This is a genomic window from Enterobacter cloacae complex sp. IR5401, assembly GCF_049238425.1.
GTDB classification, from domain to species: domain Bacteria; phylum Pseudomonadota; class Gammaproteobacteria; order Enterobacterales; family Enterobacteriaceae; genus Enterobacter; species Enterobacter hormaechei_C.
Map to the genome: position 1 here is coordinate 56,810 of NZ_JBMKHN010000015.1, position 19,715 is coordinate 76,524.

The following is a 19,715-nucleotide window of genomic DNA, read 5'->3' on the forward strand; positions in this document are numbered from 1 at the left end:
AGTCACCGTTTTTTTGCTGCAAAAAGGCTAATAATGTCCGGTTATTCGCCGTAGAGGTTGTGGTGTGGCTGCTCAGCTCATTCTTCGCAAAGATGATTTTTTTGCCTCCGCGAGTCAGGCCGTCGCGGTGGCCGACCGCTACCCGCAAAACGTCTTTGCCGAGCACACCCACGAGTTTTGCGAGCTGGTGCTGGTGTGGCGGGGCAATGGCCTGCACGTCCTCAACGACCGTCCCTACCGCATCACGCGCGGAGACCTGTTCTACATCCGCGCTGAAGACAAACACTCCTACGCCTCGGTTAACGATCTGGTGTTGCAGAACGTCATCTATTGCCCCGACAGACTTAAACTGAATGTCGACTGGGCGGGCAATATCCCCGGTTTTCATAATGCCAGAGGCGAACCGCACTGGCGCTTAAGCAGCAACGGCATGGCTCAGGTGCGCCAGACGATTTCCCAGCTGGAGCAGGAGAGCCAGAAGAGCGATCCGGCGGCTAACCAGATGTCGGAGCTGCTTTTCGCCCAGCTGGTGATGACCCTGAAGCGCCATCGTTACGCTACGGATAATCCCTCTGCCACCATGCAGGAAGCGCTGCTGGATAAGCTCATCACCCGGCTTGCGGGCAGTCTGAACAAGAGTTTCGTGCTGGAAAAATTCTGCGAGCAGGAGCAGTGCAGCGAGCGCGCGCTGCGCCAGCAGTTCCGCACCCAGACGGGGATGACGGTCAACCACTATCTGCGCCAGCTGCGCATCTGCCACGCCCAGTACCTGTTACAGCATACGGAGCTGATGGTGAGTGAAGTGGCGATGCGCTGCGGCTTTGAGGACAGTAACTACTTTTCGGTGGTGTTTAACCGTGAGGTGGGGATGACGCCGGTTCAGTGGCGTCATCGCAGTCGAAAGGCAGCGTAATCAGTTCGCCATGCCGAGGCCGACGATATTGGCCGCAATGATAATCACCACGCAGCCCAGGCTCAGCACGCCAACCGGACGACGCCCGGCGTTGTTCCACTCTTTCAGCACCAGCCCAACCAGCCCGCCGCACAGCACGTAGAAGCTCATGTGCAGCATCCAGCTCATGTAGTCATACTGCGCCGGAATACTGGCGTGACCCCAGGCGTAGAAGAAGAATTGCAGATACCACATCAGGCCGCCAAGGGCGGAGAGCAGGACGTTGGTGACGATCAGCGGTTTTGCCAGCGAGAAGTCGGCTTTTACCGACAGGTTGTTCACTTTTGCCAGACGAATAAAGCAGAAGCCGAGGTTTACCAGCGCGCCGCCGCCCATGATCACCACGTAGCTTGGCAGGGCAGCGTACAGCGGATCGACGCCCAGCGCCGCAGCGGCCTCGTGCATCGGTTTGGCGGCATTCATGGCGAACGACATGCCCGCCGAGAAGACGCCGCACATCACCGCCAGCAGCAGCCCTTTCTTCAGGTTGAACTCTTCGGCTTTGATGCCCATCTTGCGTTCTTTCAGCTGGCCCGCGCGGGTGACGATGCCCACGCCGATCACCGCCACCAGCACGCCCAGCAGGGTCATTCGCCCTCCCTGGGTGTTGATCAGCACATCGAAGTTGCCGTTGAGGATTGGCGTCATCAGGGTGCCAACAATCAACGTTATGCCAATCGCGATGCCAATCCCCATCGACATGCCGAGGTAGCGCATGGTGAGGCCGTAGTTGATATTACCGATGCCCCACATCGCGCCGAACAGGAATACCGGCAGCAGGGTGGAGGCGTTGAAGGAGGAGAAGTAGCCCCAGAAATCGGGCAGCAGCATGGCGCTGATTGTCCACGGCAAAATCAGCCAGGACACGGTACCGCCAACGGACCACATGGTTTCCCATGACCAGCCTTTCACCTTTTTAAACGGGGCATAGAAACAGGCTGCACTGGCCGCGCCTATCAAATGCCAGAAGATACCCATCGTAATCGCATGATTCATTTTTACATCCTCATCGTTTTTATAGCCGGAGGCTTCCCGCCGACTTGATGAGTGTAAAAATGAGGCGGTTTGGGAACCTTCAGAAGGTTGCCGCACTTTTGTTTTGAATGGCAATCAGCACGTTAACCGCGTGAGCAGACTCACAATTCCTTCATTTCTCAAAAACCGAATAACCTTATAAAAACTACGGCATTGATAATCATTTTCAATATCATTTAATTAACTATAATGAACCAACTGCTTACGCGGCATTAACAGCTGTGCCGCCCGACAATAATGGAGAGGATTATGAGTTATACACTGCCATCCCTGCCGTATGCCTACGACGCACTGGAACCGCATTTCGACAAGCAGACGATGGAAATCCATCACACTAAACACCACCAGACCTACGTGAACAACGCGAATGCTGCGCTGGAAAGCCTGCCAGAGTTCGCTAATCTGCCTGTTGAAGAGCTGATCACCAAACTGGACCAGCTGCCAGCAGACAAGAAAACCGTGCTGCGCAACAACGCGGGCGGTCACGCTAACCACAGCCTGTTCTGGAAAGGCCTGAAAACCGGCACCACCCTTCAGGGCGACCTGAAAGCGGCTATCGAGCGTGACTTCGGTTCCGTTGACAACTTCAAAGCGGAATTCGAAAAAGCCGCTGCAACCCGTTTCGGCTCTGGCTGGGCGTGGCTGGTTCTGAAAGGTGACAAACTGGCGGTCGTTTCTACCGCTAACCAGGATTCCCCGCTTATGGGTGAAGCTATCTCTGGCGCATCCGGCTTCCCAATTCTGGGTCTGGACGTGTGGGAACACGCTTACTACCTGAAGTTCCAGAACCGTCGCCCTGACTACATCAAAGCCTTCTGGGATGTAGTGAACTGGGACGAAGCAGCAGCGCGTTTCGCCGCTAAAAAATAAGGTTGCATTGACGCCTGTGAGAAGCGAGTCTGATGACTCGCTTTTTTTGTATCTGAAGGAGTGGAGATGCATTACCCGGTGAATGTGTTTACAGGCAAGGTAAGGGAGTACGAAGGCAGCCGCCCGAGTGCCATCGCCAAAGTGCAGGTCGACGGTGAGCTGACGTTGACCGATCTCGGGCTTGCGGGTGACCAGCAGGCTGAAAAGAAAATCCACGGCGGGCCCGATCGCGCGCTGTGCCATTATCCGCGCGAGCACTATCAGCACTGGAAAACCGAATTTCCTGAACAGGCTGACCTCTTCGTCGCCCCCGCGTTTGGCGAAAATCTCTCAACGGAGGGGCTGACGGAGAAGAACGTCTTTATCGGCGATATTTACCGCTGGGGCGATGCTTTGATTCAGGTCACCCAGCCGCGCTCACCGTGCTTTAAGCTTAATTACCATTTCGGCATTCAGGATATGTCGGCCCAGTTGCAAAACGCGGGTAAAACCGGCTGGCTGTATCGCGTTGTGCAGGCGGGACAGGTTTCGGCGGATGCGCCGCTTGAGCTGGCTTCGCGTTTGAGTGAGGTGTCGGTGTACGAGGCCTGCGCAATTGCCTGGCATATGCCGTTTGATGACGATCAGTATCACCGTCTGCTGTCAGCGGCGGGATTATCCACCAGCTGGACCAGAACGATGCAGAAGCGGCGGATAAGCGGCAAGATCGAGAGCAGTTCGCGGAGATTATGGGGGAAATAGTTCCCGCAGAAAGTAGGCCGGGTAAGGCGAAGCCGCCACCCGGCACATACGGTTACGAACGCTTATACAGCGGCAGCCACAGCGTTAACCTGAGCCCGCCCAGCGGGCTGTCATCGGCTTTCACCCAGCCACGGTGCTGTTGCATGGCGGTTTCCACAATCGCCAGCCCCAGTCCCGTACCGCCCGATTCCCGGTCGCGCGCCTCGTCGGTGCGGTAGAACGGACGGAATATCTGCTCGCGGTCTTCCGGGCTGACGCCAGGACCGTCGTCGTCGACGATGACGGTGATCCCGTCTTTATCCACCGAGAACGCCACCTCAATCTTCGTGTGCGAGTAGCGCAGGGCGTTACGCACGATATTTTCCAGCGCGCTTTCCAGCGCGTTGGGGTTACCGTACAGCGGCCATGGCCCCGGCGGGAAGTTAACGGTGAAGGATTTGCCCATCTGCTCCGCTTCAAACGCCGCGTTGTCCAGCACCTCATGCCACAGATGATTGGCTTTCACCGTTTCGCTCACCAGCGCGTTTTTCTGCTGATTGCGCGACATGACCAGCAGATCGTTGATCATGCTGTCCAGACGATGCGCTTCGGTTTCGATGCGCTCCAGCTCTTTGCTTTCTCCGCTGCGGCGACGCAGCAGGGCGGTACCCAGCTGTAAGCGCGTGAGCGGGGTACGCAGTTCGTGCGAGATATCCGACAGCAGGCGCTGCTGGGCCGTCATCATGCGATCGAGCGCGCTCACCATCTGGTTAAAACTGGTCCCGGCGGCCAGGAACTCCTGCGGCCCGGATTCCAGCTCCGGATGCTGCCTCAGGTTGCCCTGCGCCACTTCGTCCGCCGCATTTTTCAGCTTACGCGCCGGTTTCGCCAGGCTCCACGCCAGCCATAACAGCAGCGGGGAACTGACCAGCATCGTGACAATCAACAGCAAAAGCGGACGGTCAAACAGCAGGTTGATGAAGTCGGACTGGGAACTGCTCGCAGGGCGAATCAGGTAGAGCTGATAATTGTCTTCCCCGTCCCGAACCGAGAAAGGACCAACCATCTCTACCCGACCATATTTCTTTTTCTGTGGGTGATCGGCGTTATCCGCCTGGCCAATAAAGTTGCGGATAATCTGCATTTCATTGCGATCGGCTCCAATCACGCGACCTTCGCTGGTGACCAGTAAAAGACGTTGTCCGGGGGGCGCCCACTTGTCGATAGCGCGAAACAACCTGCGCCACCACATTAAATCGTTCGGCGGATCGTTTGCCAGCTCCGCTTCCACGTGCTGCTCGATCATCACGCCCTGACGTTGCTCGCTGTCGAGTAGCTCCGTCATCTGGCGTGAGTCGAGTTTTGGCAACATCAAAACGAGCATTAAAACCAGTGCCAGCGTCAGCCAGAAGATGGCGAAGATGCGGGCGGTTAAGCTGCCTATCATGAAGCGGAAACCATCAGATAACCGCGACCACGCAGGGTTTTGAACCAGGGATGACCGTCTTTACGCTCCGGCAGCTTACGGCGCAGGTTCGAGATATGCATGTCGATGGCGCGGTCAAACGGGGTGAGGCGTTTGCCCAGCACTTCCTGGCTTAAGTGTTCACGCGACACCACCTGGCCGAGATGCTGCGCCAGCAGATACAGCAGGGTGAACTCGGTGCCGGTTAGCTCCAGCGTTTCACCGTCGAAGCTCGCTTCCTGGCGGCCCGGGTTCAGGCTCAGGGAGTCCACTTCCAGCGTAGGTGAGCTGTTGTCGGTATTCTGCTGCTGCTCGCTCCAGTGAGAGCGGCGCAGGATCGCGCGAATACGGGCCACCAGTTCACGGTCGTTGAACGGCTTAGGTAAATAGTCATCCGCACCCAGCTCAAGGCCGAGTACGCGGTCAAGCTCGCTGCCGCGTGCGGTCAGCATAATGACGGGGGTCTGGTGTGTCTGGCGAAGCTCTTTCAACGTATCAATACCGTTTTTCTTCGGCATCATGACGTCGAGCAAAAGTAAATCGATGCTGTCGTCAAGGAGACTCAGCGCCTGCTCGCCATCATGGGCAACCAGGACGTTGAAACCTTCCATGTCGAGCAACTCCTTTAAAAGAGATGTGAGCTCTCGGTCATCATCAACTAACAGGATTTTATTCATTGTTTAAATACCTCCGAGGCAGAAATTACGACATCAAGGCTATCTAATCCATGACTTTACGTTGTTTTACACCCCCTGACGCATGTTTGCAGCCTGAATCGTAGACTGTCTCTCGTTGAATCGCGACACGAAAGATTTTGGGAGCAAGTGATGCGCAAAGTTACCGCTGCCGTCATGGCCTCAACGCTGGCCTTCAGTGCGTTTAGCCAGGCTGCTGTAGCTATCATCAGCGATAACGGTTCCTCAGCAGAGGGCGCAACGCAGCACAGCAGCCAAAGCCATATGTTTGACGGCATAAGTTTAACCGAACATCAGCGTCAACAGATGCGAGATCTGATGCAGAGGGCAAGACACGACCAGCCCCCTGTTAATGTTAGCGAAATGGAGACAATGCATCGCCTTGTCACCGCAGAAAATTTTGACGAAAGCGCTGTACGCGCTCAGGCCGAAAAAATGGCGCAGGAACAGGTTGCCCGCCAGGTAGAGATGGCGAAGGTTCGCAACCAGATGTTCCACCTGCTAACGCCCGAGCAGCAAGCGGTTTTGAATACCAAACATCAGCAACGTATGAACCAGTTGCGTGAGGTTGCACGGATGCAGCGAAGCTCAGATATGACGCTTTTCAGTAGCAATAGCAGTACCCGTAGTAACCAGTAAACCCTGTTTTCCTTGCCATAGACACCATCCCTGTCTTCCCCCACATGATGTGGGGGTTTTTTTTGCCCATCGTTCCGGTTTGTTAACGCTTTATTCATCCTTTCACTCCACCACCATCCGTTATACTAGCGCCATGGCATGACAGGAGTGTTTATGAATCAATCCTATGGACGGCTGGTAAGCCGGGCCGCAATAGCCGCGACGGTGATGGCGTCGTGTTTACTGATCATTAAAATTTTCGCGTGGTGGTACACCGGATCGGTCAGTATTCTGGCGGCGCTGGTGGACTCACTGGTGGATATTGCCGCCTCGCTGACCAACCTGCTGGTGGTGCGCTACTCGCTGCAACCGGCGGATGAAGAGCATACGTTTGGCCACGGCAAAGCGGAATCGCTGGCCGCGCTGGCACAAAGCATGTTTATTTCGGGCTCTGCGCTTTTCCTGTTTTTGACAGGCATTCAGCATCTTGTTTCGCCGTCACCAATGAACGATCCGGGCGTTGGCGTGGTCGTAACGGTAGTTGCACTTATAAGCACACTTGTTCTTGTAACGTTCCAGCGCTGGGTTGTACGCAAAACACAAAGCCAGGCTGTACGGGCCGATATGCTTCATTATCAGTCTGATGTTATGATGAATGGGGCTATTCTTATTGCGCTTGGTCTGGCCTGGTATGGCTGGCATCGGGCCGATGCGTTGTTTGCGTTAGGGATAGGGATCTATATTTTATACAGCGCCTTGCGGATGGGGTATGACGCGGTACAGTCGCTTCTTGACCGTGCGCTTCCGGATGCAGAACGTGATGAAATTTATGCCATCGTGACCAACTGGCCCGGCGTCAGTGGTGCTCACGATCTTCGTACGCGGCAGTCAGGGCCGACCCGCTTTATTCAGATTCATTTGGAAATGGAAGACAACCTGCCACTGGTTCAGGCGCATATGGTCGCTGAACAGGTGGAGCAGGCGATTTTGCAGCGTTTCCCTGGGTCAGACGTCATTATTCACCAGGACCCATGCTCTGTCGTACCCAGGGCGTTTTGAGCTTTCGTAATTCGTTGTAAAAAAGTGAGCCAGAGCAGCATTTTGTGGATAAATTACCACCATATGGCCTGACCTGAATCAATTCAGCTGGAAGGGATTGATATACTATTTGCAGTATTCGACGGTTGAACAGTTTCTTCCGGCAGCAGATTTCAATTTTGCATTCCTAAGTTCAGAGGTAGTCATGATTAAGAAAATCGGTGTGTTGACAAGCGGCGGTGATGCGCCGGGCATGAACGCGGCAATCCGTGGGGTTGTCCGTGCAGCGCTGACGGAAGGTCTGGAAGTTTTTGGTATCTATGACGGTTACCTGGGTCTGTATGAAGACCGCATGGTTCAGCTCGACCGCTACAGCGTGTCTGACATGATCAACCGTGGCGGTACTTTCCTCGGTTCTGCACGCTTCCCGGAATTCCGTGACGAACACATCCGTGAAGTGGCTATCGAAAACATGAAAAAACGGGGTCTGGATGCGCTGGTGGTTATCGGCGGCGACGGCTCCTACATGGGTGCAAAACGTCTGACTGAAATGGGCTTCCCGTGCATCGGCCTGCCTGGCACCATCGACAACGACATTAAAGGCACCGACTACACCATCGGTTACTTCACCGCGCTGGGTACCGTTGTGGAAGCGATTGACCGCCTGCGTGACACCTCTTCCTCTCACCAGCGTATTTCCATTGTTGAAGTGATGGGCCGTTACTGCGGTGACCTGACTCTGGCGGCGGCAATTGCCGGTGGCTGTGAGTTCGTGGTGGTGCCGGAAGTGGAATTCAGCCGTGAAGATCTGGTCGCTGAAATCAAAGCTGGTATCGCGAAAGGCAAAAAACATGCGATCGTTGCCATCACCGAGCACATCTGTGACGTTGACGAGCTGGCGAAGTACATCGAAACCGAAACCAAACGCGAAACCCGCGCGACCGTTCTAGGTCACATTCAGCGTGGCGGTTCCCCAGGCCCGTACGACCGTATCCTGGCGTCCCGCATGGGCGCGTACGCGATCGAGCTGCTGCTACAGGGCCACGGCGGCCGCTGCGTCGGTATCCAGAACGAGAAACTGGTTCACCATGACATCATCGACGCCATTGAAAACATGAAGCGTCCGTTCAAAGGTGACTGGCTGGACTGCGCGAAAAAACTGTACTGATTGGCTCTGTTGCCCGGTGGCGGCAAGGTAAATGCAAAACGGTAACCCTTGGGTTACCGTTTTTTATGGTTGCTCCCTCTCCCGTGGGAGAGGGTTGGGGTGAGGGCATCAGGCCGCTCATTCATTTTTTTATTCCTTCACGTTATAGCCAATCTTTTTTTATTCTTTAATCATCGATTAGCTTTCTGGCACGCTGCATTCATCAAAACACTACACAAGAGAGCTGGGCGATGAATAAATGGGGCGTGGGGTTAACATTATTGCTGGCATCAACCAGCGTTCTGGCAAAGGACATTCAGTTACTGAACGTGTCGTACGATCCGACGCGTGAACTGTACGACCAGTACAACAAAGCTTTCGCGGCGCACTGGAAACAGGAAACCGGCGATAACGTGGTGGTTCGCCAGTCTCACGGCGGTTCCGGTAAGCAGGCGACATCGGTGATCAACGGTATCGAAGCCGACGTGGTGACCCTGGCGCTGGCTTATGACGTGGATGCGATCGCGGAGCGTGGCCGTATCGACAAAAACTGGATCAAGCGCCTGCCGGACAACTCTGCGCCATACACCTCGACCATCGTCTTCCTGGTGCGCAAAGGCAACCCGAAACAGATTAAAGACTGGAACGACCTGATTAAGCCTGGCGTGTCTGTCATTACCCCGAACCCGAAAAGTTCCGGCGGCGCACGCTGGAACTACCTGGCGGCCTGGGGCTACGCGCTGCACCACAACAACGGCGATCAGGCCAAAGCACAGGACTTCGTCAAAGCACTGTTTAAAAACGTCGAAGTGCTGGACTCCGGCGCGCGCGGCGCAACCAACACCTTCGTCGAGCGCGGCATCGGCGACGTGCTGATCGCCTGGGAAAACGAAGCCCTGCTGGCGACCAACGAGCTGGGTAAAGACAAGTTCGAGATCGTCACCCCGAGCGAATCCATCCTCGCTGAGCCGACCGTCTCCGTCGTCGATAAGGTTGTTGATAAGAAGGGCACCAAAGCGGTGGCGGAAGCCTACCTGAAGTACCTCTACTCACCGGAAGGGCAGGAAATTGCGGCGAAAAACTTCTACCGCCCACGCGATGAGGCCGTCGCGAAGAAATACGAAAACGCCTTCCCGAAACTGAAGCTGTTTACTATCGATGATGTTTTTGGCGGCTGGACCAAAGCGCAGAAAGAGCACTTCTCTAACGGCGGCACCTTCGACCAGATCAGCAAGCGCTAAGCGTTTTACAAAGAACGACACGGTAACCCGGTGTGAGAAATCCGCCGGGTTTTTTATTTGGTCATCATTTTGCGTTACTCTTTTGCCTCTATTGAAAACAGGGAACGCGTTGTGAAAAAAATTATCTTACTGATTCTGATCGTTATCGCCCTTGCCGCAGGCGGCGTGTACTGGATGAAAGCGGGTAATCCGAATGCGTTGCGTCATATCGTTCTCGACCAGTGTGTGCCCAACCAGCTGCATAACCGTAACCCGGCACCGTGCGCGCAGGTGAAGCCAGATGCGGGCTACGTGGTGTTCAAAGACCGCAACGGACCGTTGCAATACCTGCTGATGCCCACGTACCGTATCAACGGCACTGAAAGCCCGCTGCTGACAGAGCCGCAGACACCGAATTTCTTCTGGCTGGCATGGCAGTCTCGTCATTTTATGAGCATGAAACGAGGGGCCGACGTGCCTGACAGCGCCGTTTCGCTAACCATCAACTCCCCGACCGGGCGCACGCAAAACCATTTTCATATCCACATCTCCTGTCTGCGCCCAGACGTGCGCGAGAAGCTGAACGCGTCGCAGGGGCAAATCAGCACCCAGTGGTTACCGCTTCCGGGCGGGCTGGAAGGGCATGAATACCTTGCCCGTCGGGTGACGGAGAACGAACTGGTGCAGCGCAGCCCGTTTATGATGCTGGCGGAAGAGCTGCCAGAAGCGCGCGACCATATGGGACGCTTCGCGCTGGCGATGGCGCAGCAGTCAGACGGCTCGTTTGTATTGCTGGCGACAGAGCGTAATTTGCTTACCTTTAACCGCGCGTCAGCTGAGGAATTGCAGGATCATCAATGCGATATCCTGAAGTGACCCCACCATAAATAGCGTTTACTCGCCCTGCCTGTCGCCGTAGACTTGCTGAAAAATTCTACAGGAGACAGGTATGTCGCTCTGGTTAACGCATCCTCTGCTGCTTCCCTCGCTGATCGTCGGCGTCACCATCGTGCTGTGGGCGACGTCGCTGTTGCCCGAATTTATCACCGCGCTGTTGTTTTTCACGGCGGCGATGACCGCCAGAATCGCCCCGCCGGAAGTAATCTTCGGCGGCTTCGCCTCGTCTGCCTTCTGGCTGGTGTTCAGCGGCTTTGTGCTGGGTGTGGCGATTCGGAAAACCGGCCTGGCGGACAGGGCCGCCCGGGCGCTGTCGGCAAAGCTTACCGACTCCTGGGTGCTGATGGTGGCAAGCGTTGTGCTACTGAGCTATGCCCTGGCATTCGTGATGCCGTCGAACATGGGACGTATTGCGCTTCTGATGCCGATTGTCGCCGCGATGGCGAAGCGGGCCGGCATTCCTGATGGCTCGCGGGCCTGGTTTGGCCTGGCGCTGGCGGTCGGGTTTGGCACCTTCCAGCTCTCGGCCACTATTTTGCCCGCCAACGTGCCCAACCTGGTGATGAGCGGCGCGGCGGAAGGCTCATACGGCATCCACCTGAACTATGTTCCGTATCTGCTGCTGCACACCCCGGTGCTGGGTATTCTCAAAGGCCTGATTCTGATTGGCCTGATCTGCTGGCTGTTCCCCGGCAACCCGAAACCGGCGAAGGATCTCGGGCCATCGGAACCGATGGGGCGTGACGAAAAACGGCTCGCCTGGCTGCTGGCGGTGGTGTTGACGATGTGGGTGACGGAGAGCTGGCACGGCGTGGGCCCAGCGTGGACAGGGCTGGCGGCCTCGGTCGTCGTTATGCTGCCGCGTATAGGTTTTATCACCGGGGAGGAGTTCTCGGCGGGGGTGAATATGCGTACCTGTATTTACGTCGCGGGTATACTCGGGCTGGCCATTACGGTAACGCAGACCGGTATCGGTTCGACCGTAGGTGAAGCGTTGCTCCATATCATGCCGCTGGATGCAGATCGCCCGTTTACCAGCTTCCTGGCGCTGACGGGGATCACCACGGCGCTCAACTTCATTATGACCGCCAATGGCGTTCCGGCGCTGTACACCACGCTGGCGCAGAGCTTCTCCGACGCGACCGGCTTCCCGCTGCTGTCGGTGATCATGATTCAGGTGCTGGGGTATTCCACACCGTTGCTGCCGTATCAGGCGTCGCCGATTGTGGTGGCGATGGGCTTAGGGAAAGTGCCTGCGAAGGCGGGGATGCTGCTCTGCCTGGCGCTGGCGATTGCGACGTATCTGGTGCTGCTGCCGCTGGATTATTTGTGGTTTAGCGTATTAGGACGTTTGTAGTGGTTTTGTAGGGCGGGTTAGCGAAGCGCCACCCGCCCCAAAGGCAATTACGCCTGCTTAGCCGCTTCTGCCGCTTTAACGATCACCGCGAAAGCGTCTGCTTTCAGGGATGCGCCACCAACCAGCGCGCCATCGATGTCTGGCTGGGTGAACAGCTCAGCTGCGTTTGATGCGTTAACGGAACCGCCGTACTGGATGATGACCTGCTCCGCCACTTTCGCGTCTGCTTTTGCAATGTGGTCACGAATGAACTTGTGCACCGCCTGTGCCTGCGCTGGAGTTGCAGATTTGCCGGTACCGATCGCCCAGACTGGCTCGTAAGCGATAACCGCGCCTTCGAACGCTGCCGCGCCCTGGGTTTTCAGCACAGCGTCGATCTGACGTGCGCACACTTCTTCGGTTTTACCCGCTTCGTTTTCTGCTTCGGTTTCACCGATGCACAGAACCGGGATCAGACCCTGCTCTTTCAGCACAGCGAATTTCTTCGCGATGAACTCGTCAGATTCTTTGTGGTAGGTGCGACGCTCAGAGTGGCCGATGATGATGTATTTCGCGCCGATGTCTTTCAGCATTTCAGCGGAGGTTTCACCGGTAAACGCGCCAGACAGGTTAACGTCAACGTTCTGCGCGCCCAGAATGATGTGGCTGCCGTCAGCGGCACGTTTAGCCAGATCCAGGTACATATCCGGCGGAGCGATAGCAACCGCGCAGCCGGTCACGCCAGCCAGCTCTTTACGCAGGTTAGCAACCAGTTCGTTTACCATGTGGCGGCTGCCGTTCAGTTTCCAGTTACCCATCACTAAAGGATGTCGCATTTCAATTCTCCACGCTCAATAAGCGAATTAAGGAATATGGCCACCCTTAAGGGCAGCATGGTCTGTGAATCAGTATAGAGATTTTCCCTCGAAAGGCTTTGCTTTTTGTCATTAATTCGCCCCCTCGAGTGCGTCTGATAGGGCCAGCTTAATCGGTTCAACCGCGAAGGTCAGCCCCTTTTCGCCGTTATCTGCGACGACATAGCGAACGGCACCTTCCGTATCGGCGTAATAGCGTTTGTTTTTCCCCGCGGTAAGTAGTTTTTGCAGCTTTTGCTGGCTTTGTGCTTTCGTGAAGGTGGGGGTAAAGGCGCGCAGAATAGCGCTCATGTACTCCAGCGCTTTCGCTTTCGCCGCTTTCTGCTCTGGGCCCTGAATCGGCAGCCAGGTGATCTGCATGCTTTTGATTTTTAACGTTCCGCGCTCAAGGGCGGTAGAGGCATACAGATTCTCGTTAATTTTGCTGGCCGCGCGGGTCAGGGTCGGCGTATCGCGGGCGCTGTCAATCGCTCGGAACTCTCCCAACGGAAGTGAGGGGTTTTCTTTGTTGAAGGCTTCGCGGAACTGGCTGATAGATTGATCGAAAGAGGGAGCGCCCGCCAGAAGATAGGGGGCGGTGACCGGGGAAGCCGTTTCCGTGGCGTACAGGGAAAAACTGGCGCTCAGCATCGCTAAACACAAATAAAGAGAGTGTGCCGAACTTTTCATCAACATTGCCCCTGGCCGTCATTGCCCATGATTAAAACGATATCTGGTCGGCTTGTCAAAAGGTCACAACTCCAGGGTAAAATGCGGGCTAAACAATAATAAGGAACCTTACATGACCATACAGCAGTGGCTGTTTTCATTCAAAGGGCGTATTGGGCGCCGTGACTTCTGGATCTGGATTGCAACGTGGGTTGTCGCCATGCTGCTTCTGTTTTTTGTTGCCTACAACGCATGGCTGAGCACGCAAACCGCGGCATTTGCGCTGGTCTGTTTACTGTGGCCAACCGCCGCCGTGGTGGTGAAACGTCTGCACGATCGTGGCCGCTCCGGCGCATGGGCTTTCCTGATTATTCTGGCGTGGATGCTGGTGGCGGGGAACTGGTCATTGCTGCCCTCAATCCTCCCATGGGTGGTGGGCAGACTGCTGCCGACGGTTATCTTTGTAATGATGGTTGTCGAGCTGGGCGCGTTTATCGGCACCCAGAGCGAGAACAAATATGGAAAAGATACCCTTGAGGTGAAGTACCGCTGATCACCAGTAGTGTTCAGCGGTCATGTGGCCCGGCCGGCGGCGAAGGTGCTTCGTCATCTGTCGGGTATCTTTCAGCAGCTGCTGCGTATCGCGCACCATCTGCGGGTTGCCGCACAGCATCACGTGGCTGGTTTCGGTATTCATCGGTAAACCCACCGCCTCTTCCAGCGCGCCGCTTTCAATCAACGCCGGAACGCGACCGGTTAACGAGCCAGCTGCGGTTTCGCGGCTGACCACCGTCTGAATTTTTAACTTTCCGCCATATCGCTGTTCCAGCGCCTGCATCTGCGGCAAATAGCTCAGGTCTGCGGCGTAGCGCGCGGCGTGAACCAGCACGATATTTTTAAAGCGCTCCAGATCTTTGCCGTATTGCAGAATGGAAAGATACGGGCCGATGGCCGTGCCGGTCGCCAGCATCCAGAGCGTGTCACAGTCGGGGATTTCATCCAGCACGAAGAACCCCGCCGCGTCGGAGACAATCTGCACTTCATCGCCCGGCTTCAGCGCGGCGAGGCGTGGGCTGAGCTTACCGTCCGGGACGGTGACCAGATAGAACTCAAGGTCCGGGTTATCAGGCGCATTAACGTAAGAGTAGGCGCGCTGTACGCGTTCACCGTCGATATCCAGCCCGAGTTTGGCAAACTGCCCGGCAGTAAACGGATGAACGGGAGCGTGCAGCGTGAGGCTAAATAGCGCATCGGTCCAGAACTGTACCTTTGTGACTTTACCTGTTACCCAGTCCGCCATGATCTTCTCCTGTGCTGTTTCTCTCTTCTATCTTCCGTACTTGTGGGAAACATTTCCAGCCCATTCGGGCCGGAAAGCTCTATCGATCAAACGGTTTTACAGAATGTGCGTCTGTACGTCCGGATCTTTACGATCGAGATAATGAATGGACTTAATGCGGCGAATGGTGCGGGATTTACCGCGGATCAGCAGGGTTTCAGTGGTGGCCATGTTGCCCTTGCGGGTGATGCCGTCCAGCAGATCGCCTTTGGTGATGCCGGTTGCGGAGAAGACCACGTTATCGCTGCGGGCCATCTCGTTCAGCGCGAGCACTTTATTGGCCTCGATGCCCATCGCCGCGCAGCGCGCCAGTTCGTCTGCACCAATGCGAAGGTTCTCGTCGCTGTCGCCTTTGACCTCATGGCGTGGCAGCAGACGCGCCTGCATATCGCCGTCCAGCGCGCGGATCACTGCCGCAGAGACCACACCCTCCGGCGCGCCGCCGATGCCGTAAAGCACGTCGACTTCGCTGTCAGGCATGCAGGTAAGAATAGAGGCGGCAACGTCGCCATCCGGAATAGCAAATACGCGCACGCCAAGCGTTTGCAGGTACGCGATGGTGGCGTCGTGGCGCGGTTTCGCCAGAATGGTCACGGTGAGTTCGCTGAGCGCTTTACCCAGCGCCGCAGCGATATTGCGCAGGTTGGCGTCCAGCGGCAGACTAAGGTCGATAGCGCCTTTAGCGCCAGGACCGACGATCAGCTTTTCCATGTACATATCGGGCGCGTTGAGGAAGCAGCCCTTATCGCCCACCGCCAGTACCGCCAGCGCGTTGGCCTGGCCCATCGCCGTCATGCGCGTGCCTTCGATCGGGTCGACCGCGATATCCACCGCATCGCCTTTGCCGGTCCCGACCTTTTCACCGATGTAGAGCATCGGCGCTTCGTCGATCTCGCCTTCACCGATGACGATAGTGCCGTCGATGTTGACCTGGTTAAGCACAATGCGCATGGCGTGGACGGCTGCGCCGTCTGCGGTATTTTTGTCGCCACGGCCCAGCCACTTGTAGCCTGCGAGGGCGGCAGCTTCGGTGACGCGGGAAAACTCGATAGCAAGTTCACGTTTCATGAGGTACTCGTACAATCAAAAGGAATTGCACGAAGTTTATCACAGAGTGGGGAGGGTCGAGGGGACCGGTGCGGTTGGAGCCCCTCACCCTAACCCTCTCCCCAGGGGAGAGGGAATATAGGCTTACTCGTCGTGCTCTTCCCACGCCAGAGCACGTTTCACCGCTTTCTTCCAGCCGCTGTAGCGGTAGTTGCGCTCGGTGGTTTCGATGCCAGGACGGAATTCGCGTTCGATAACCGCTTTTTCCTGAAGCTCGTCGAGGTTTTGCCAGAAGCCAACCGCCAGACCTGCCAGATACGCCGCGCCCAGCGCCGTCACTTCTCGCACCTCAGGACGTTCAACGCGAGTGCCCAGAATGTCGGACTGGAACTGCATCAGAAAGTTGTTGGCTACTGCACCGCCGTCCACGCGCAGGGCGTGCAGACGAATGCCAGAGTCAGCCTGCATCGCTTCCAGCACGTCGCGCGTCTGGTAGGCGATGGATTCCAGCGTCGCGCGAATGATGTGGTTTGAGTTCACGCCGCGCGTCAGGCCGAAAATCGCGCCGCGGGCGTACGGATCCCAGTACGGTGCGCCCAGACCGGTGAACGCTGGCACCACGTACACGCCGTTGGTGTCTTTCACTTTGGTCGCGAAGTATTCGGAGTCAAACGCGTCGCTAATCAGCTTCATCTCGTCGCGCAGCCACTGAATGGAGGCACCCGCCATGAATACCGCGCCTTCCAGGGCATAGTTCACTTCGCCGCGCGGGCCGCAGGCGATGGTGGTCAGCAGACCGTTTTCTGATTTCACCGCTTTCTCGCCCGTGTTCATCAGCATAAAGCAGCCGGTGCCGTAGGTGTTCTTCGCCATCCCTTCTTTTACGCACAGCTGGCCGAACAGGGCTGCCTGCTGGTCACCGGCGATACCGGCGATAGGAATACGCGTGCCGCCTTTACCGCCAATGTTGGTCTGGCCGTACACTTCTGAAGATTTACGCACGTCTGGCAGCATCGCTCGCGGAATGTCCAGCGCGTCCAGCATCTTGTCATCCCACTCCAGAGTGTTGATGTTGAACAGCATGGTGCGCGAGGCGTTGGTGTAGTCGGTGACGTGAACGCGTCCCTGAGTCATCTTCCAGATAAGCCAGGTATCGACGGTACCGAAGAGCAGCTCGCCACGACGTGCGCGCTCGCGTGAACCTTCCACGTGGTCGAGGATCCACTTCACTTTGGTGCCGGAGAAATAGGGGTCAACCACCAGGCCGGTGGCGCTGCGCACGTACTCTTCCATCCCGTCGCGCTTCAGCTGTTCGCAGATCTCTGACGTACGGCGGCACTGCCAGACGATGGCGTTGTAGATGGGCTTACCGGTTTCGCGCTCCCAGACCACAGTCGTTTCACGCTGGTTGGTGATACCGATAGCGGCAATCTGGTCAGAACTGATGTCGGCTTTCGCCAGCACTTCCACCAGCGTGGAGCTTTGTGACGCCCAGATCTCCATCGGGTCGTGTTCAACCCAGCCTGGACGCGGATAAATTTGCTCAAATTCGCGTTGAGACACGCTGACAATGTTCGCGTCATGATCCATTACGACAGCGCGGGAGCTGGTAGTGCCCTGGTCGAGCGCAACGATATATTTTTTTTCGGTCATGGTATGTGTCCCGTAGTCAGATTACAGCGAAGCTTTTTGTTGTGTGGTGGAAGTTGTCTCTTTTTCCTCTTCCACACAGGTGTCGCACGGTAAGTGGCGACCAATTAATTTGCGATAGCCGAATGCGCCCAGTGCCGCCCCTACAATTGGCCCGAACAGCGGAACCAGGAAGTAAGGAATGTCTTTGCCGCCCGTGAAGGCGACATCGCCCCATCCCGCAAAGAAGGCGAAGGTTTTTGGACCCAGGTCACGCGCCGGATTCATCGCAAAACCGGTCAGCGGACCCATGGATGCGCCAATCACCGCAATCAGAAGGCCAATCAGAAGTGGTGCCAGCGGGCCGCGCGGAATGCCGTTTCCGTCGTCGCCCAGCGCCATAATGACGCCCATCAGAATAGCGGTAATCACCATTTCAACTGCGAACGCCTGCACAAAATTGATATGCGGATTCGGATACGTAGAGAAAATGCCTGCCAGATCCAGACTTTCGACACTGCCACGCACCATATGATGCGTCTGTTCGAAGTCGATGAAAAGATTGTAATAAAGCCCGTAAACTAACGCCGCTGCGCAAAAGGCGCCGGCAAATTGCGAAATGATGAAAGGAACAACTTTGCGTCCTTCAAAGCACGCGAATAGCCACAACGCGATGGTCACCGCCGGGTTAAGATGTGCGCCGGAAACCCCTGCGGTCAGGTAGATGGCCATCGCCACGCCCAGACCCCAGATAATACTGATTTCCCACTGACCAAAACTGGCACCCGCCACTTTCAGTGCAGCGACACAGCCTACTCCGAAGAATATCAACAACCCGGTACCCAGGAACTCGGCAATGCACTGGCCTTTTAAGGTTGATGTCTGACTCATAATCGGAATCCTGCAAAAGAGTAATGTTTATTGTTTGCGTGACCGCCCGTGACAGTCACGATGCCCTGTAGACATAGTGTTAATTTATCGTTAACGAGCACAAACGAGAAATATCGAAATCGAAATGTGTGGTCTGTGTCAATAAAATGAGCGTTTTCGCGCCATAAGGCGCGTTTTTGCATCAGGTAATGATTGTGGGTTGAATCATTTCTTTAACTTATGGGTTAACAACTTAGGGGTATATGCGGCGAACGCACCAGGACGAGGCCGAAAAGTGTTGCAAACCGCGATCTGCGTGGCATGCCGCTGGACAGGGGCGACGGCGCTCCATACAATCGGAACATATGTTGTGCGCGTTTACGTTAAAGCGTCGCCTTGCAATTCAGGAGAGGTAGGATCATGTCTTTAGAAGTGTTTGAGAAACTGGAATCGAAAGTACAGCAGGCGATTGACACCATCACGCTGCTGCAAATGGAAATTGAAGAGCTGAAAGAGAAGAACAACTCCCTGTCTCAGGAAGTTCAGAATGCTCAGCACAGCCGCGAAGAACTGGAGCGCGAAAACAACCAGCTGCGCGAACAGCAGAACGGCTGGCAGGAACGCTTGCAGGCGCTGCTGGGACGTATGGAAGAAGTCTGATTTCCTTGGGAATGAATTGAACAGGCCGGGTAAGGCGTAGCCGCCACCCGGCTTTTTTATGCATCTCGCTTACCGATTAACTACTCAATATCCAGCGCATCCTCAGAAAGGATAATGCCGGTATTGTCAGCATAAAGGTGGTCACCCGAGAAGAAGGTCACGCCGCCGAAGTTAACGCGCACGTCGCTTTCGCCGATGCCTTCACCCGCTGCGCCAACCGGAATGGCGGCAATGGCCTGAATACCGATATCCAGATCTTCCAGATCGTCCACCTGGCGCACGGAGCCGTAGACCACAATCCCTTCCCACTCGTTTTGCACCGCAAGGCGGGCGAGGTCCGCATCGATCAGTGCACGGCGCACTGAACCGCCACCATCCACTAGCAGAACGCGGCCACGACCGTTCTCTTCGAGCAGATCGTACAGCAACCCGTTGTCCTCGAAACATTTCACCGTGATGATTTGTCCGCCAAACGACGACCGTCCACCAAAGTTGGAGAACAGGGGTTCAACGACGTTGACATCTTCCTGGTAGATGTCACAAAGCTCGGAGGTATCGTATTTCATAGGTTTAACGCTCTGTTGCTGCGAATGTGTTCAGTATATCGTGCGAAATGCGTTGTTGGCAAAATCATCAATTGTTAATTGATATTTG

General features: G+C 55.9%; 21 protein-coding genes. 11 read left to right on the forward strand and 10 right to left on the reverse strand.

Features of this window, described 5'->3' with window-relative positions:
- The first annotated feature begins 64 nt into the window (after nucleotides 1-64).
- Nucleotides 65-913, forward strand: coding sequence for an HTH-type transcriptional activator RhaR (gene rhaR, locus ACOTX1_RS19180; RefSeq protein WP_022652067.1), 849 nt, complete (start codon nucleotides 65-67; stop codon nucleotides 911-913).
- On the opposite strand, the gene rhaT is transcribed toward rhaR, so the two are convergent.
- On the reverse strand, nucleotides 914-1,948 hold the full coding sequence (gene rhaT, locus ACOTX1_RS19185) for an L-rhamnose/proton symporter RhaT (RefSeq protein ID WP_023315043.1): 1,035 nt from the start codon (nucleotides 1,946-1,948) through the stop codon (nucleotides 914-916).
- Nucleotides 1,949-2,236: 288 nt separating this feature from the next.
- Between rhaT and sodA the strand changes: the two genes are divergently transcribed.
- Together sodA and yiiM are read left to right on the forward strand one after the other, a co-directional pair.
- Nucleotides 2,237-2,857, forward strand: a complete 621-nt coding sequence (gene sodA / locus ACOTX1_RS19190; protein ID WP_003861999.1) for a superoxide dismutase [Mn] — start codon at nucleotides 2,237-2,239, stop codon at nucleotides 2,855-2,857.
- Nucleotides 2,858-2,923: 66 nt separating this feature from the next.
- The gene (gene yiiM, locus ACOTX1_RS19195; protein ID WP_003862001.1) at nucleotides 2,924-3,598 is read left to right on the forward strand and encodes a 6-hydroxyaminopurine reductase; all 675 of its coding nucleotides are present in this window, start codon (nucleotides 2,924-2,926) and stop codon (nucleotides 3,596-3,598) included.
- Nucleotides 3,599-3,650: 52 nt separating this feature from the next.
- Here the strand turns inward: yiiM and cpxA are convergent, their stop codons facing one another.
- Nucleotides 3,651-5,024, reverse strand: coding sequence for an envelope stress sensor histidine kinase CpxA (gene cpxA / locus ACOTX1_RS19200; RefSeq protein WP_003862003.1), 1,374 nt, complete (start codon nucleotides 5,022-5,024; stop codon nucleotides 3,651-3,653).
- Complete coding sequence (gene cpxR, locus ACOTX1_RS19205; RefSeq protein WP_003862004.1) at nucleotides 5,021-5,719, reverse strand: envelope stress response regulator transcription factor CpxR; 699 nt, start codon at nucleotides 5,717-5,719, stop codon at nucleotides 5,021-5,023. Before cpxR ends, cpxA begins: the two co-directional genes overlap by 4 nt.
- Before the next feature lie 150 nt (nucleotides 5,720-5,869).
- Here cpxR and cpxP point away from each other — a divergent pair, with 150 nt between their 5' ends.
- The 6 genes from cpxP (at nucleotide 5,870) to ACOTX1_RS19235 (ending at nucleotide 12,014) form a co-directional block, all read left to right on the forward strand.
- Nucleotides 5,870-6,376, forward strand: a complete 507-nt coding sequence (cpxP, locus tag ACOTX1_RS19210) for a cell-envelope stress modulator CpxP (protein ID WP_003862006.1) — start codon at nucleotides 5,870-5,872, stop codon at nucleotides 6,374-6,376.
- A 153-nt stretch (nucleotides 6,377-6,529) separates the two neighbouring features.
- Entirely contained in the window at nucleotides 6,530-7,414 is an 885-nt protein-coding gene (gene fieF, locus ACOTX1_RS19215; RefSeq protein WP_022652064.1) for a CDF family cation-efflux transporter FieF, read from the forward strand.
- Nucleotides 7,415-7,598: 184 nt separating this feature from the next.
- A complete protein-coding gene (gene pfkA / locus ACOTX1_RS19220; RefSeq protein ID WP_003862009.1) occupies nucleotides 7,599-8,561 on the forward strand; it encodes a 6-phosphofructokinase in 963 nt (320 codons plus the stop codon).
- A 230-nt stretch (nucleotides 8,562-8,791) separates the two neighbouring features.
- Nucleotides 8,792-9,781 carry a sulfate ABC transporter substrate-binding protein gene (locus tag ACOTX1_RS19225; RefSeq protein WP_003862012.1) on the forward strand — a complete coding sequence of 330 codons (990 nt, stop codon included), beginning with the start codon at nucleotides 8,792-8,794 and terminating at the stop codon, nucleotides 9,779-9,781.
- A 111-nt stretch (nucleotides 9,782-9,892) separates the two neighbouring features.
- Nucleotides 9,893-10,636 carry a CDP-diacylglycerol diphosphatase gene (locus tag ACOTX1_RS19230; protein WP_003862014.1) on the forward strand — a complete coding sequence of 248 codons (744 nt, stop codon included), beginning with the start codon at nucleotides 9,893-9,895 and terminating at the stop codon, nucleotides 10,634-10,636.
- A gap of 73 nt (nucleotides 10,637-10,709) precedes the next feature.
- Nucleotides 10,710-12,014, forward strand: coding sequence for an SLC13 family permease (locus tag ACOTX1_RS19235; RefSeq protein WP_023315042.1), 1,305 nt, complete (start codon nucleotides 10,710-10,712; stop codon nucleotides 12,012-12,014).
- 47 nt (nucleotides 12,015-12,061) lie between these two features.
- On the opposite strand, the gene tpiA is transcribed toward ACOTX1_RS19235, so the two are convergent.
- Both tpiA and ACOTX1_RS19245 read right to left on the reverse strand, forming a co-directional pair.
- The gene (tpiA, locus tag ACOTX1_RS19240) at nucleotides 12,062-12,829 is read right to left on the reverse strand and encodes a triose-phosphate isomerase (RefSeq protein ID WP_003862019.1); all 768 of its coding nucleotides are present in this window, start codon (nucleotides 12,827-12,829) and stop codon (nucleotides 12,062-12,064) included.
- A gap of 111 nt (nucleotides 12,830-12,940) precedes the next feature.
- Nucleotides 12,941-13,537, reverse strand: coding sequence for a DUF1454 family protein (locus ACOTX1_RS19245; RefSeq protein ID WP_003862020.1), 597 nt, complete (start codon nucleotides 13,535-13,537; stop codon nucleotides 12,941-12,943).
- A gap of 112 nt (nucleotides 13,538-13,649) precedes the next feature.
- Here ACOTX1_RS19245 and ACOTX1_RS19250 point away from each other — a divergent pair, with 112 nt between their 5' ends.
- A complete protein-coding gene (locus tag ACOTX1_RS19250; RefSeq protein ID WP_003862022.1) occupies nucleotides 13,650-14,069 on the forward strand; it encodes a DUF805 domain-containing protein in 420 nt (139 codons plus the stop codon).
- Here the strand turns inward: ACOTX1_RS19250 and fpr are convergent, their stop codons facing one another.
- From fpr to ACOTX1_RS19270, 4 genes are all read right to left on the reverse strand, one after another.
- Nucleotides 14,070-14,816 (reverse strand): ferredoxin--NADP(+) reductase, encoded by a 747-nt coding sequence (gene fpr, locus ACOTX1_RS19255; RefSeq protein ID WP_003862024.1) that lies wholly within the window; start codon nucleotides 14,814-14,816, stop codon nucleotides 14,070-14,072.
- 96 nt (nucleotides 14,817-14,912) lie between these two features.
- Complete coding sequence (gene glpX, locus ACOTX1_RS19260; protein ID WP_023315041.1) at nucleotides 14,913-15,923, reverse strand: class II fructose-bisphosphatase; 1,011 nt, start codon at nucleotides 15,921-15,923, stop codon at nucleotides 14,913-14,915.
- A gap of 123 nt (nucleotides 15,924-16,046) precedes the next feature.
- Entirely contained in the window at nucleotides 16,047-17,555 is a 1,509-nt protein-coding gene (glpK, locus tag ACOTX1_RS19265; protein ID WP_003862028.1) for a glycerol kinase GlpK, read from the reverse strand.
- Between the two features lie 21 nt (nucleotides 17,556-17,576).
- Nucleotides 17,577-18,422 carry an MIP/aquaporin family protein gene (locus ACOTX1_RS19270; RefSeq protein WP_023315040.1) on the reverse strand — a complete coding sequence of 282 codons (846 nt, stop codon included), beginning with the start codon at nucleotides 18,420-18,422 and terminating at the stop codon, nucleotides 17,577-17,579.
- A gap of 399 nt (nucleotides 18,423-18,821) precedes the next feature.
- Between ACOTX1_RS19270 and zapB the strand changes: the two genes are divergently transcribed.
- The gene (gene zapB, locus ACOTX1_RS19275; protein ID WP_003862031.1) at nucleotides 18,822-19,061 is read left to right on the forward strand and encodes a septal ring assembly protein ZapB; all 240 of its coding nucleotides are present in this window, start codon (nucleotides 18,822-18,824) and stop codon (nucleotides 19,059-19,061) included.
- An 80-nt stretch (nucleotides 19,062-19,141) separates the two neighbouring features.
- Here zapB and rraA read toward each other — a convergent pair whose 3' ends face one another.
- On the reverse strand, nucleotides 19,142-19,627 hold the full coding sequence (gene rraA, locus ACOTX1_RS19280) for a ribonuclease E activity regulator RraA (protein WP_003862032.1): 486 nt from the start codon (nucleotides 19,625-19,627) through the stop codon (nucleotides 19,142-19,144).
- Nucleotides 19,628-19,715: the final 88 nt, after the last annotated feature.